17 protein-coding genes are annotated in these 14,533 nt (G+C 35.7%); 1 reads left to right on the top strand and 16 read right to left on the bottom strand.

The window, feature by feature from the left end; all coding sequences use genetic code 11:
* Nucleotides 1-52 precede the first annotated feature (52 nt).
* From JNUCC76_RS05370 to JNUCC76_RS05325, 10 genes are all read right to left on the bottom strand, one after another.
* Entirely contained in the window at nucleotides 53-1,039 is a 987-nt protein-coding gene (locus JNUCC76_RS05370) for an aldo/keto reductase (RefSeq protein ID WP_454156452.1), read from the bottom strand.
* 45 nt (nucleotides 1,040-1,084) lie between these two features.
* Entirely contained in the window at nucleotides 1,085-2,050 is a 966-nt protein-coding gene (locus JNUCC76_RS05365) for an aldo/keto reductase (protein ID WP_454156450.1), read from the bottom strand.
* 11 nt (nucleotides 2,051-2,061) lie between these two features.
* Complete coding sequence (locus tag JNUCC76_RS05360; protein ID WP_454156448.1) at nucleotides 2,062-2,349, bottom strand: YciI family protein; 288 nt, start codon at nucleotides 2,347-2,349, stop codon at nucleotides 2,062-2,064.
* Between the two features lie 64 nt (nucleotides 2,350-2,413).
* Complete coding sequence (locus JNUCC76_RS05355) at nucleotides 2,414-3,160, bottom strand: SDR family oxidoreductase (RefSeq protein WP_454156446.1); 747 nt, start codon at nucleotides 3,158-3,160, stop codon at nucleotides 2,414-2,416.
* A 47-nt stretch (nucleotides 3,161-3,207) separates the two neighbouring features.
* Complete coding sequence (locus JNUCC76_RS05350) at nucleotides 3,208-3,852, bottom strand: NAD(P)H-binding protein (protein ID WP_454156444.1); 645 nt, start codon at nucleotides 3,850-3,852, stop codon at nucleotides 3,208-3,210.
* A 123-nt stretch (nucleotides 3,853-3,975) separates the two neighbouring features.
* Nucleotides 3,976-4,335, bottom strand: coding sequence for a MerR family transcriptional regulator (locus JNUCC76_RS05345; RefSeq protein WP_454156442.1), 360 nt, complete (start codon nucleotides 4,333-4,335; stop codon nucleotides 3,976-3,978).
* 43 nt (nucleotides 4,336-4,378) lie between these two features.
* Entirely contained in the window at nucleotides 4,379-5,305 is a 927-nt protein-coding gene (locus tag JNUCC76_RS05340) for an amidohydrolase family protein (protein ID WP_454156440.1), read from the bottom strand.
* Between the two features lie 31 nt (nucleotides 5,306-5,336).
* Complete coding sequence (locus JNUCC76_RS05335) at nucleotides 5,337-6,473, bottom strand: low temperature requirement protein A (protein ID WP_454156438.1); 1,137 nt, start codon at nucleotides 6,471-6,473, stop codon at nucleotides 5,337-5,339.
* A 244-nt stretch (nucleotides 6,474-6,717) separates the two neighbouring features.
* Nucleotides 6,718-7,725 (bottom strand): aldo/keto reductase, encoded by a 1,008-nt coding sequence (locus JNUCC76_RS05330; RefSeq protein WP_454156436.1) that lies wholly within the window; start codon nucleotides 7,723-7,725, stop codon nucleotides 6,718-6,720.
* A gap of 24 nt (nucleotides 7,726-7,749) precedes the next feature.
* Nucleotides 7,750-8,487, bottom strand: a complete 738-nt coding sequence (locus JNUCC76_RS05325; RefSeq protein WP_454156434.1) for a carboxymuconolactone decarboxylase family protein — start codon at nucleotides 8,485-8,487, stop codon at nucleotides 7,750-7,752.
* 113 nt (nucleotides 8,488-8,600) lie between these two features.
* On the opposite strand from JNUCC76_RS05325, the gene JNUCC76_RS05320 reads away from it, so the two are divergent.
* Nucleotides 8,601-9,482, top strand: coding sequence for a LysR family transcriptional regulator (locus JNUCC76_RS05320; RefSeq protein ID WP_454156432.1), 882 nt, complete (start codon nucleotides 8,601-8,603; stop codon nucleotides 9,480-9,482).
* A gap of 74 nt (nucleotides 9,483-9,556) precedes the next feature.
* Here the strand turns inward: JNUCC76_RS05320 and JNUCC76_RS05315 are convergent, their stop codons facing one another.
* The 6 genes from JNUCC76_RS05315 to JNUCC76_RS05290 form a co-directional block, all read right to left on the bottom strand.
* Nucleotides 9,557-10,417: an alpha/beta hydrolase gene (locus JNUCC76_RS05315; protein ID WP_454156430.1), complete on the bottom strand. Its 861-nt coding sequence runs from the start codon at nucleotides 10,415-10,417 to the stop codon at nucleotides 9,557-9,559.
* A gap of 425 nt (nucleotides 10,418-10,842) precedes the next feature.
* On the bottom strand, nucleotides 10,843-12,324 hold the full coding sequence (mobP2, locus tag JNUCC76_RS05310; RefSeq protein ID WP_454156428.1) for a MobP2 family relaxase: 1,482 nt from the start codon (nucleotides 12,322-12,324) through the stop codon (nucleotides 10,843-10,845).
* Entirely contained in the window at nucleotides 12,308-12,622 is a 315-nt protein-coding gene (locus tag JNUCC76_RS05305) for a hypothetical protein (RefSeq protein WP_349531203.1), read from the bottom strand. The genes mobP2 and JNUCC76_RS05305 overlap by 17 nt, the downstream gene beginning before the upstream one ends.
* Complete coding sequence (locus tag JNUCC76_RS05300) at nucleotides 12,612-13,325, bottom strand: hypothetical protein (RefSeq protein ID WP_454156426.1); 714 nt, start codon at nucleotides 13,323-13,325, stop codon at nucleotides 12,612-12,614. The genes JNUCC76_RS05305 and JNUCC76_RS05300 overlap by 11 nt, the downstream gene beginning before the upstream one ends.
* The gene (locus tag JNUCC76_RS05295; protein ID WP_454156424.1) at nucleotides 13,326-14,111 is read right to left on the bottom strand and encodes a DNA/RNA non-specific endonuclease; all 786 of its coding nucleotides are present in this window, start codon (nucleotides 14,109-14,111) and stop codon (nucleotides 13,326-13,328) included.
* A 15-nt stretch (nucleotides 14,112-14,126) separates the two neighbouring features.
* Entirely contained in the window at nucleotides 14,127-14,504 is a 378-nt protein-coding gene (locus JNUCC76_RS05290; RefSeq protein ID WP_454156422.1) for a ribbon-helix-helix protein, CopG family, read from the bottom strand.
* Nucleotides 14,505-14,533 lie beyond the last annotated feature (29 nt).

Genomic DNA, 14,533 nt, shown 5'->3' with positions numbered 1-14,533 from the left:
TTTTATTATGAACAAATAGTAACTATATCATGTCAACTCATCTACTTATTTGTTACCAAGCATAGGCCTCAGGCGCAGAACCGCCTGGCCCTGGGAATATATCATCCAATTGATTCATGACGTCGATTGACAAATGAATATCCAAAGCATGCACTGCTGACTCTAACTGTTCAACTGTACGTGGTCCAATAATTGGAATTGTGATATCTGATTTATGCAGCAACCACGCCAAAGCGACGTCTTGTTCAGTTTCTCCTAGTTCAGCACATAAATCTGCATAACGTTGCAATTGCTGACGATCATACTGCGTTAGAGCCTCAACGCGTTCAGAACGTCGACCAGAAGTTGTATTGAGTGCATTTGCTGCCAACAAACCGCCTTCCAACGGACTCCATACTAGTACTGACATTCCTAAATCTTTAGCAGTGGGTAATAATTCTAGTTCTGGTAAACGTTCTAATAAGTTATATAAATGTTGTTCACTAACTAACCCTAAAAAGCCGCGTTGATCAGAAGCTGCCTCGGCGTAAGCTAAATGTCTTGCTCCAAAGTTACTTGATCCAGCATAATATATTTTTCCTTGCGCAATCATATTTTCATAGGCCACAAAGATTTCTTTCCAGTTTATCGAATGATCGATGTGATGCATTTGATACAACTCGATATGATCGGTTTGCAATCGTTTGAGAGACGCCTCTAAATTACGATAGAGCTTATAAGCTGAAACACCAGCCTCATCGTTGGGCCCATCTAACTCATTACCCATGCTATTATAGAATTTTGTTGCCAAAACTACTTTTTCGCGACGACCTTCACCCTGTGCGAACCAGCGCCCAATTACTTCCTCAGTGTAACCGTGACCGGGTCCGCCCCAACCACCATAAACATTGGCAGTGTCAAAAAAATTAATTCCTAATTCTAAGGCACGGTCCATAATTTGAAAAGCTACTTTGTCACTGGTTCTAGAGCCAAAGTTCATAGTTCCTAAAGCTAATCGACTAACTTTCATACCTGTTTTGCCAAGCTTAGTGTATTCCATTTTTTCTCCTTTTCAAAAAATAACAGTGTACCGTTCTAAATCCGATTAAGATAACATGCTATTTTCCCAAGAACCTTTAGTGTCAACATTTGTTAGCTCAGCCAAATGTTCAAGTTCAGCAATTTCTGGCTCAGATAATTTGATATTCTGTGCCCGTTCTTCGGAGGCGATGTATTTCTCATTAGTGACACCGATAATTGGTAATGCACCTTTATTAATAGCCCAACTTGTCGCAATGTCTGCCACTTTTGCCTGATATTTGTCACCCAGTTGTGCCAAAGCGTCTATCAATGCTGCTAATTTAGGCAGATTAGCATTATAGGTAGCCGCACGGCCACTGCCTTCAGGCAACGGGTTGTCAGCATTGTACTTGCCAGTCAAAACGCCTTGTTCAAGTACCATATAAGCATAAAAATTGATGTCATTTTCAAGACAATATTCTAAAATTCCCGCTTTTTCGGACGATCGATACAGTAAACTGTAATGATTTTGTACTGCTGCCAATTTCACACCAGCCTGACCAAGTATTTCAGTTACACGTTTGATTTGTGACAGATTATGATTTGAAACACCAACACTTTTAATTTTTCCACTTTGAATTAGTGGAATCAAATAAGGCGTCCATTTTTCGACGTCAGACGGATTATGAATCCAATAAATATCAATATAATCTGTATGTAAACGTTTAAAACTACCAGTTAACATGTCTGCCATAGCAGTTTTTTCAGGTCCCGTGGCAACTTGTGGTGTGAACTTTGTAGATAGCAAATAACTGCTACGGTCATATTTTTTTAATAATTCACCAAGAATTATTTCCGAACTTCCTTCGCCATAAACAGCAGCAGTGTCCCACAAATTAAAGCCCTTGGCCATTGCCGTATCTACAACAGGTTGCAAATCTTCAGTGGTTAAATGATTACCAAAGACTTGATCCCCACCAGCAGCACCTGATCCCCAGGACCATGTTCCTAACGCAATTTTTGGTTTTTGTGTTTCATTTGTATGTGTCATATATTTTTCCTTCATGATGTAATATTTTCAAATGTTTCAAACGGATGAATAGTTATGTCCATAGATTCTGATAAATATAACGGATCTTCTTGCACAACACGATCACGTGTTGCTTCATCAGAGACATCATAAACAATTAAACCGCCAGTACCATCAGTTGTCGTACCAGCAAATACGAGTAGCCCTTCGGCATTTTTTTGCTCCAAATAAGTAACATGTTGTTTAACTACTTCATTAATATTGACATCATGTTGTTTAATCTTACCGACATTGGGTATTGCATACTCAATAAATTTCATATTAATGGCCTTTCTCACTGATTTTTTAAAGCATAAAGACGTCACTTTTCATGACGTCTTTCTGTTACCATGGTTGCCTAGTTGGGCCAACCGTAAACTCGTTTACATTAGTATCTTCAGGTTGATCAATGGCAAACGCAACTACATTAGCGATACGATCTGCAGGAATCTGATATTGATCGTAAACCTGCCCCATTCCTTCACGTGAAGCTTTGTCAGCAATAGAATCAAGCAACTCAGTTTCAATAGCTGCTGGGTAAATAGTTGCTGTACGAATATTTGTACCCTCTTGGGCAGATTCCATACGCAAAACTTCCATCAGATCACGAACAGCCCATTTTGTAGCACCATAAACGCCGGCGCCTTCATATGCTTTAATGCCCGCAACAGATGATACAGCAATAATGTGGCCAGCTTTTTGTTCAATGAACTTTGGCAAAACTGCAGCGATGCCTTTCAACACGCCTTTCAAGTTAACATCAACTGTCTTATCCCACAAGTCAGTTTGTAAAGCAGAGAGTGGTGCTGTCGGCATTAGGCCAGCATTCAAGAAAATAACATCAACTTTACCAAACGTATCTAAAGCAGCTGTGACAAGCGCTTCATTGTCATCTACTTTTGTTACGTCGATTACCTTATAAATGGCTTGCCCGCCATTTACTTCAATATCCGAAACAATTTTTTTAAGCTTGTCTTCACGACGTGCGCCAAGTACTAATTTAGCACCGCTGGCAGCCAGTTTTTTAGCAGTAGCTTCTCCGATTCCTGATGAAGCACCTGTGATGATTACAACTTTATTTTGAATTGTCATTTTTTACCTTCTATTTTTTTAGCTTTAAGACATGTTCGTTATACGTTTTACATCCACGATGGCTTATCAGCATCCGTATTAGGCTTATTAAGACCTATACTGTCACGAACATAAGTATCTGGATTTAAAATTACCTTCGTTACAAAATGAGCTACACTCTTTCGAGATACTTCAGTGCCTTTGAATGGTTCATGTCGTCCTGTGGTTTCGTAATCAACTTCATCATAGTCTGTTAACCAAGCTGGGCGAATCATAGTATAGTCAATGTCTGACTTATCTAATAATTCAAATGATTTTCTAAATCCAGGCAAGTATGCCGAAATTGCTTGTTCATTCCATTCACCAAAATGACCTGGCACTTCATGATGTGCCCCTGAAGCGCCAATGAAAATTAGACGCTTTACATTACTAGCATTCATACTTTTAATAATGCTAGCAGTTTGATCAGCAAGATCAATACCACCCACGTTTGAGTACACCAAATCAATATTATTTTTTTCAAGTGTCTCGGTTAGAAAATCTGTGTCAAGAACGTTTCCTTTAACTATCATGGGATTAGAAGCTAGCAATTCAGTGCCAAATTTATCTGGATTACGGGCAAGTAATAACACCTTTATATCGGGATACTGTGTCAGATTTTCAGCAACGAGTTGAGCCATTTTTCCTGTCGCACCAACTATTAAAATGTTCATATTTTTCTCCTTTCATTAGAACAAACACATTATAGATCTTAAAGTTAACTTTAAGTCAAGAACTTTGTTATATAATATGATTCTATTTTTTTCAAATTGACTACGTAAAAAAACTGTACTTTTCTAAATTTTAAGCGAGTAGAACTCAATCTTATGATTGAGTTTCTGAAGAGATCTATCTAATTGATTTTTTTGATTTTGAAGATTCTCACGTTGCTCAGACAACAATGCTATGCGTTCAAAGATGGTACCTTCACCTAATCGCACAAGGTCAGCATATTTGATCAGAGCCTCGATTGAGACCCCAGAAGCTCTGAGGCACAAAATCATCTCAAGCCATTCAATAATATTATTATCAAAATATCTCCGCCCACCTGTATCTCGGGGTATATCTGATAATATACCGACTTTTTCATAATATCGAATTGTTGAATTAGTTATATTAAATTTTTGACTAACTTCACTAATAGACAAGTTTTTCATATTGTCATTCCTTTCTCCCTGATTGAGACTATTGTTAAGTAACTCAAAAAATTTTTGTAAACCAATTATCGACAAAAATTTTTCTTTTATCAGAAGGTGAAAGACGTGTTTCATTGATGGTTTTTATAATAGTGTCCGTCGGTCCAAAAGGAGGAATCCCTAATGGCGCATCTGTTCCAAAGAGTACGTGACTTATACCAAAAAAACTGATTGCAAGTTCTATTGCTCGAGTATTACCTAACAATGCCGTGTCGACATAAAAGTTTTGAAAAGACTTCAGCTTATTTTCCCCTTGGATATATCGGATTCTTTCTGCAAAATAGGGAACCATGACACCTGCATGATGAACAATAATTTTAAGATCAGGGTATTTATTAAAATATTGTTTATCAATAATACTTTGCATCATTAGTGTGAGTTCATATTCCCAACTAAAAGTAATGTTATTATCCAACCTATCAGTGTTAAAAATTGGGTGTAGCCAAATAGGCTTACCAATTTCATTCATTTTTTCAAAAATTTTATCAAGGTTGATATCTAAATACTGTTTATTTTCATTGTCAATGGGTGTGTAAATTTGGATTCCAACTATAACATCATTTTGATTAACTTGTTCGTTAATAATTTCTAACGCACCATCAACATCATTCAACGGAATATTAGCCACACAACCCAGAAATCTATCAGAGTGAATACTTACAATTTCTGATAATTCTAAATTCGCTTTTTTATATAAAGATAATATTTGTTCTTTACCAGATAAATACATCTCTGGAAACAAGCTCACATTGCTAATGATCTCTTTTGAATGTTGATTGATATGATCCAATCTTTCTTCAATATTAATTAACAGTATGTTATTCATCCAAGAATTTTGGCCAGTTAAAACATCTCTCCCAGCTAAGTTTCGCAATGTTTCTAGGTATTTTGGTGGTAGAAAATGAGCGAAAACATCAATTATGTTTGTCATATCTATAATTTCCTCTTCTCACTTTAAATTACTAGCGTTCATCTTTATTTTGAACAACAAAATTCCGTGAACGATTTAAGAAAAAAATGTATAGTGCCTCAATAAATATAATATTTGAAGCTGTTAAAATAATAAATACAGTAGCCGACCGACTAAAAAGACTAATGATAAAAACAACTAATGTTACTGAAAATACATAAATCCAAAAGTAACTCGGCAGATTTATACTCTCTTTATTATATTTAGTCGCCATAAAGATGCCTAGGTAAAAACAAAAAAGGCCCACAAAAGCAGAAGAAATAGTTAACATCAGGTCTGTTCCAGTCTTCCCAATTAATTCAATTGATACGGATACAAATGTTATGCCAAAGATTACTAAATAATGCAAATATATTAAATAAATTCCTGTTGGATCATTTTGGCTAACATTAATAAAATGATCAAATTGCGTAATATACATCAAAAACATGCCGCATATCATGCTAAAAACAAGGTATGACTGTATGCTAATGGTATGAACAGTAAAGAACGAAGCTACCTCAACAATACTTTCACCAAAAACTACAATGGCTAGTAAAGTTAATCTTTCTAACAAATGCGAAAAATTAATTGGCCGCATTGCCATAGTCCTAGAAAAAAATGCTGGAAGTATCCATCCCATCAACACCCCAGTTAACATGAATGTCAATCCAATACTGAGCGTTTTAGAATATGCAGCTATTAAAAAGAAAATAGCTCTAATTAATAAAATAATGACAAAAATTCGTGCGATTTTTCGATCAATTGCAGATTTTTTTTTCTTAAAAACAATAAGATATTGTGTTACCAAAGTTATTGTCATCAGTGCGCTCGTCACCATAAATGGGCGTAACCAATGGTTTATTTCACCCGAAAATGAATTAGACATGAACAAAAGTAAAGACATATCCAACATTAAAAATAGTATATCTACGAGATTATTTGATCCGTATCTATTTGTAAAAACAGTTTCAAACATCCATGTATTAACGAAAATCACTAACAACACTACCAAAAAAAATAATTGTTGAATTAAATCCGAAAAATGAACCACATCATGTATGACATGTGTCATTTGCGAGATTGCATACACATAGACGAGATCAAAAAAAAGTTCTGGCATTTCTACTTTTTTAATAGATTGTAACATTAGCTTATTTCCATCCTTTAAATGAGTTCTGAAGACTAAATTATAACTCTTAAAGTTTAGTTTAAGTCAACCTTAAATATTAACTCCCAGATAAAAACTTCAGAAATTTGTTAAGAAAAAACGTTATGATAAACTCCCACTCATAACGTTTTTGGATCTACTTGCAATTAGAACTAATTGACAAAAATTTTTAAAATTTGCCATCACTGGTATTGGCGTCTTTAAATTAACAACAATTATTCTATTATTTTTTGTCCGCATCAAGTAAAATTTCACCCGCTTCTGGGTTTTTAGATATGGCACCTATTATTTTATGGGGTACGTATGGCTCTTCAATAAAATCAATATCTGCTGAGGTCAATCTTATATCAAACGCACCAATTGCATCATCAAAGTACTGTGCTTTTGTAGCACCTATAATTGGCGATGTAACCCCTTTTCTCCACTGCCAAGCTATTGCAATTTGAGCCATTGAGGCGTCATATTTTTTTGCGATCTCCTTTACTCTGGTTGCTATTACTTGATCTGTAGACTGGGTATGATCATACTTCCCTTTAGACACAATATCTGTTTCACTACGCAAAGTATTCGCAGACCAAGCTGGTCGCGCCAATCGCCCAGCTGCAAGTGAACTGTATGGCATTAGCGAAACCCCCATTTGCTGACAAATAGGAATAAGCTCACGCTCATCCTCTCTATACAACAAGTTATAGTGATTTTCCATAGCCGAAAAAGTTGTCCACCCCTTATCAATTGCGATTTGTTGCATATTATAAAACTGATATCCGTACATAGCAGAAGCACCAATCGCACGAACTTTACCAGAAATAACCAAGTCGTTTAGAGCTGACATTGTTTCTTCAATAGGTGTGTTGTAATCGAATCTATGGATGATATATAAGTCCAAATAATCAGTATTCAATCTTTTCAGCGTACCGTCAATTTCTCTGTTAATCGCATCTTTTGACAATCTGCCGGGATTAAAATAAACTTTTGAAGCTAAAACCACCTTATTTCTATCGACATTATTTTTAATCGCTTTTCCAAGGTATTCTTCACTCGTACCCTTGGAGTACACGTTAGCTGTATCGAAAAAATTAATTCCGAGGTCTAATGCATGCTTTACTACTTGTTCAGTCTCGAAAGCATCTAATGTCCAGTCATGCATTGATCCAGCTTGACCAAAGCTCATAGCCCCAGCACATATTTTAGAAACTTGAATATTTGTTTGACCCAATTGCGCATATTCCATCGACATTTCCTCCTAAAAAAGCATTTATTTCGTTGGATATTCTTCTTCAGAAACCGGATTTAACCACTCAGTTTGTAAGTCTTCTCCAGGTAGTTCAAACGCAATGTGACTGAACCAGCTATCAGACTTCGCACCATGCCAATGGGCTACACCAGCAGGAATTTCCACTATCATACCAGGCACAAGACTGACAGGATTTTCACCCTTCGCTTGATACCATCCTTCGCCATCAACACATATTAACACCTGACCACCGCCACTTTTTGCATGGTGAATATGCCAATTATTTCTCGCCTTTGGTTCAAAAGTCACATTAAAAATTTGTAGAGCATCAGTTTGTTTTGCTAAAGGGTTTAAAAATGAATTACCTGTAAAGTATTGACTAAATTCTGTATTTAACTTACCTTGGCCAAAAAAACCGCCATGGATTTCTGAAATATTGTCATTATCATATACCTCTTTCGCCATATTAAATGCTGCCCACGCATTAGGCCAACCAGCATAAAATGCAATATGCGTCAATAATTCAGCCATTTCCTGCTTCTTAACACCATTTTTGCGGGCGGTCTCAAGATGATACTTTAACGAGTTATCAACTATACCTTTGCCAATAAGAGCACTGATAGTGACAATGCTACGTAGTTTGAGTGACAATTCATTTTCACGTGACCAAACTTCTCCGAATAATACATCGTCATTTAATGATGCGAATTTTGGTGCAAAATCACCCAAAGAATCATGACCAGCTGTTTGTTTAACCATTTTTTCCCCTTTTCAAATTACACTTTATTTACTGTCATTATCTACTAAAACAAGAAATATGTAAAATGCTTATTTTAACTTATTAGTTATGCAAATAGTGTATAATTAGCATTATGAATACAAAACTATTATCTTATTTCCTCACTGTTGTTAGAGAAGGAAATATTAGTAAGGCTGCTGAGAAATTACATATGACACAGCCAACATTAAGTAGGCAACTAATGAAACTTGAATCCACAATGGATTCAACACTTTTTAGAAGAGGTAAAAAAACGATAACGTTAACTAGTGACGGTATTTTACTCGCTAAAAATGGCCAGGCAATTTTAGATATGGTTGACACTACCTTTCAGGAAATTCAACAAAATCACAAAATTCCTCATGGTGTTGTACGAATCGGTGTTGTCGAGACAAGTATTTCTACTTATTTGTCAACATTCATCACAGAATTTCAAAAAGAATTTCCTCAAATTTCATTCGATTTTTATAATGCCGATGGAAATGATATAAAAGATAGACTAGACGGGGGCACTTTAGACCTCGGATTTTTAATTGAACCAATTGAAGTAGCTAAATATCATACACAAATTATAGGTACACAAGAACGCTGGGGCATTGTTCTTGAAAAAGTAAACCAGTTAGCACAACAAAATGAAATTTCTAGTACGGACCTATTTGCGCAACCAGTCATTCTTCCTCGACGATCAATTATCATTGATAATATATTAGATACGTTGAATGTAAAAATAGCCCAGCTGAACATTGTTAGCACGCATAATCTTTTAACAAATTCATTGTCAATATTAAAAAAACAACATGCACTACTTATTTCTGTTGAAGGAGCATTGACTATTAGACCTGATGCTGATTTAACATTTCTACCATTTGAAAATCATATTGTCAGTAACCATGTTTTAGTTTGGCGTAAAAATATACAGTTATCAACCGAAGCAACAGCTTTTTTACAATATTTAGTTGCTAAAACAAATATTTAGCCACCATGTAAATTTAATCGAACCTTATGCTGACATCAAGCGGTATGAGGTTTTTTATACCAAAAGCATCTCTACTATTTTTGCCACAAAAACTTACCAATAGCACGATCAACTCTCTCATTTTCATGCAATTGACTATGTTGTCCTTTTTTACCTAATATTTCTAGTTCTTGATAATGCTGATACTTCTCGCGTAGTAAATATTTGAGAGATCTGGCAGAGACTACTGTGACATCGCCATCTGAATTACTACCATCCTGTAAATTACCAAAAATATTTAATACATCAACTTGTTTATTTGGATAACCTTGCCGATGGGTATTTAAATATTTAAAGTTGCTATCTTGTATCTTTGGTGCGCCATTTTTTTGCAATGAATTCTGATTAGGTTTGTCGTCCATACCAACAATGCCATCAAAATGCCCCGCAATCTTGACTTGCTTTTGAAGAGCAGGTAACCGTTTGTTTTGACCATTAGTGACTTGGTAATACATTGTCGTCAAATTTCCCATTGAATGGCTAACCGTATTGTAACGTTTAATATGATAATCTTTTTGCAGTTTTTTCAAGACATTACCAAACCACTTCTGTGTCACTTTGTAGTTGTAATACTTGTTGTCAACGGAGACAACTTGAATTAATGGTTTTTTTGCATTTGCAGGCCAATAGCCACTAAAACTAACTTTACCCTCTGGTGAAATGGTTGCCGTTAGAACCTTTTTTGCATTATTATAATGTTCTGCATAGCGAATCATGCTATTTGTCGATCGGGCGCCCGCGCCCCAACCATGTACATACAATGTGGGAACACTATTGGATCTATTAGCCGTTTCAGGAATTGTACGATGTCTCATCCACAGCACTACACCTACTCCAATCACAAGTAAAATGATACAGGTTGCTATCGTAACGCTTAATATGATTTTTTTCTTCATTTTCCCTCTTATTCTTCTAGAACCCTATTGTTTAGAGTAATTATTGAGTAAATATTTATTCCGAATTACTAAATGTCCTAAAATGCTATATTTAACAAAAAGCCGAAGTCTATTTCAAATTTTTATTCAAACTTTCTGTCAAGCTAATGGAATATTTTCAAAGACAACTTTATTATAGTTGTTAAAGTCAACTTCAACGCAAGCCAATTTTTTAAATTAGCAAAAATATTAGAAACTTTGCAACTTAAGTTACATATTGTTGGCATGTAAAAGGATTATAAAATAAAATTTTAAGCCGAAAATTCACAATAAAGATTTGATTTGTCAATAATAATATTAAAACCTAACCAAAATTGATAAATATTCTTAACTGAGAATGACTGTAAATACATTTGCCAAATTACAAGAGATTTTAATAATTCCTCTTATATTTTTCTTGATATTTGGGACTCATATTCTTCTTGAGCCTTTTCTTGTTCAACTTTCTTTTGATTTCTTAAGAACTGACGTTCTGCATTTGTTTCAGCGCGAATGTCCTGCCGCCACAAGCGACTAATTTTATTGAACGAGCTACCCCGCACTGGCATCTGATCACCTATGTGATTTGAATTTGGGGTTACATTGTTGATCAACGGCTTGGAGTCCAATTTTTTTTCCTGAGGGCTAGATGCAATTTTAGTTCTATCTACGTTACCGCCTTTGTCACTTTTTTTAACATGGCTTAGTAGTTCAGACATTTGTTGGTCAATATCATTTATTGAGGTGTCTTCAATTTGTGCTAAATGTTTGTAGAGTTGATTCGCTAAGCGTTTCCTTAATTCCTCTTCCTTATTCTCAGACCACTTGCGTTGCCCCTTATGCATCACGCCCTGGTCTTCAATATTAATGGCGTCGTATTCTTGTGCCAGCGACTTAAAACACTCATATTCAGGTTTAAGCTCTTCGGCAAACAAATCATCTATTAGTTGAACGGTTAATTGATTTGCTTTTGCCATCTTGCCTTTTCCATCTGTTAAATGAGCGTTACCAACTTGCCACCGCCCTTTCATGTCTTGAGGTAAAGCATCATAAATTTGCTTGATGACTTTGGCGTGACGGTCATTTAATAAGTTGTCTGGCGCTGTCTCAACAATTTCTTTTTTAAAGCCACCAACACCTTTTAATATTTCCTGATGCCGCCTTAGTTCCCGTGATGACATTAATTGCTTTCTAAACTGTCGCTTGGCTTGTTCAATCACCTCTAGAGGTATAACGCCGATTGGTTGCCCTTTATACTTGCCTTCTTGTTTTAGCATCTCAGGCCGCGTTTCACGGCTTTTTTTAGCAAACCAGAGATGCATGTTTAGGTGATCGGTATCTTGATGAATCACACCAAACCAAACAACGTCATTTTCATCTTCTCCCAAAGGTAAATTAAAACCTTTGTTGATTAGCGTCTTAGCAACCTCTTGTTCTGCATGCTTCAATTTATTTTGGTCTATCATACGAGTTTCGGGATCATAGAGATTGTTTTTAACTAACCAATCGCCTCTGATTGAAAAAGCGAGTTCATGGATATTATTGCCATTTTTTTGAGCCTCATCCAAGTCTTTTCTCAATACAGAAATATCGTGATTATCATAATTTAGTTTATCGCTACCAAATATTGGATGCGTTTCTGTTACCGCAGAATTGCGGTTAGCATAGCCAGGCTTGCTAAATTGTTCCTTTAAGTCAATTAAATCGTTCATGGACTCATTATTGAGATCACTTGTCTTCTCAGAATTATCCGCATAATCAACGAGGTCTGAGTATTTTTGTCCCTTCATATCTGCTGTACTAGAAGTGACGAAATGTGCTGGTAAATTGACCATTGCCGTCTTTTTTTCACCCAACGCAAATGCAGCAATTTCACCAGTCTTCGCCATTTTGCAATTCCTCCATAATCTCTTCTAAACTATCAAAATCTTGTTCATAATCAATTGTCAAACGGCGGGCTGTTCTGGAAGACATGTTCAGCATTTGAGCAATTTGCATATAGGACTGTTGATAGTTATTAAACAGAATTAAACTTATCTGAGCCAAATAGTACGTGCGTTTATCGCGTTCATGTTGACTGTCAGCCATCTCACTAACTTGAGTAGGATGGTGCCAATTGAATTCATCAAGTTGTTCTAAATACTTTGTCAATTGTGCTTTTCTTTTATTATGCTTTTTAATCGTCATCGAGGTGTCCTCCTGTTTGGTGATATTTTTTGATCAGCTGCTTATCGCGACTCCGAATTTTTTTATATTCTTCATAAGATTGTGCCAATTCATTGTTTGGATTGAGTTCTGTTGGTGTACCAAATTGTTGGAACTCTGTTGGATTAATTGGGTTGATGGCATATTTAACAAAACCATTTTCTAAATTAATGCCTTCTGGAATATATTCAAGTTGACGTTGCTGCATGGTTAAAAGAAATCCTAATAAATTCTCTACATTTGCCAATTGCGCAGTCAATTTTGAATCACTTTTTGTGGAGTTGGCATCATTTACCTTCTGGGCTAGTTCTGAATAATTAAGACGTGCATTGTTGGCATTAAGCGCAATATTTTCTACGAAGAAATGCAAAGCAAACTTATAGACACTACTTCGACTAAACTTCGCATTAAGAGCATTTGGGTGTCTTTCTATCCAATGCTTCATTTGTTGAAAATACCATTCTTCATCTCGTGAATTTTTAATTCCAATCATTGTTGGTCTTTCATCAAAAATTAATTGATTGATGTCAAATTCATTTAACAAATTTTCAATAAACTCTAGTTCTGATTTAACCTCTAAAGGAATATCTTCGGGTAGCGTTGTATCATATTTTTTATTCAAAACATTTCTTCTTTTGATGAGCGCCTTCATTTGACTTGTTTTGAATTCTATTGCATCTTTCATTTATTCGCTCCTTTCAGCATTACCGTTTAAGTAGTTGATTGTCCAGCCATCTTGAACGTTAAAAACATAGACATTAAATTTCAAAGTATTGTCATTTGACTGTGCCATCATGTGAACACCACGGGGTACTAACTCAACATTTTTGTATACGGGTGTGACTTGATAACGCACATAATTATTTTTTGACTGATGCAAGTAATCAGCAATTTCAGTTTCATAAGTCACCATACTTTTAGCATTAACCCGACTGTCCGCGTTCAATTGTCGCGTGCCTGTAATTAGATTTTTTGCTTCGTTGTTTAAACCAGTAAATTGATAACCAATTAGATGACTACGGTTGTATAACCAGTCTGTATTATTCGTTCCCGTTTTAATGGCGTGATAGCCCGGTGTTTTAATTGTTAACCGTTCACGCGCTTTGTACCTTTGAGATGGAGGCATCAACTTTTGATTCAATAAGGCATTAGCAACTTGTGGTCTGCCTAACCAATCTAATGACGAAAGTTTTTGCCAGCCACCTTGTTTAATTTGTAAATCATCTTGTGTAAATGTTGGTTGGTTATGATTGACTTCAACAACTGTTTGACCAGTATATTTCAAATCAACAAGTTCATCGTTTTGTGTTGGAGAGCTACTTTGTGTATCAATGTTAATCAGTTGTGATTGCGAACCTAGTGCTACAATTCTTTGCAAAATCGACACACGGTTTAAATAGACAATACCTATCAATATGACAATGCTAAATAGAATTCCTCTTGCAAATCGACCACGTTTATAATTTTTCATTTGAACCTCTTCTGCTTATTCAAACTCATCAAAGTCAATCGACTTTGGCAATTTTTTTTCCTGAGGGCGAGCGTTTTTTTGAATTCGTTCTACCTCATCATTCAAGTCTGGAAAATACATATCAAGTCGCGCTAGAATTGTTTTAAACATTTCGCCTATCGCAATGGTATTGTCATTTAATCCGTGCACAACGTTATTGTTAGCCATGATTAAATCGTCGAGATAAGTATGCAATATTTTTGCTGCGCTATCTTCTTCAATCTGACGCGCATAGTTAGTTATCAATTCCCTCAACAAGTCATTTGATGTAACGCCCTCCTGTTTGGCACGTTTTTCGATTAAGTCTAATACGTCTGGATTCAATCCACGTATATCTTTTCTAACTGTATCCATGAAAACTCCTAAATATATTTTGATAACTG

It is taken from the genome of Leuconostoc sp. JNUCC 76 (assembly GCF_053667755.1).
The sequence above is the reverse complement of the archived record's forward strand: the minus strand, read 5'-3'. Positions and strand labels throughout refer to the sequence as shown.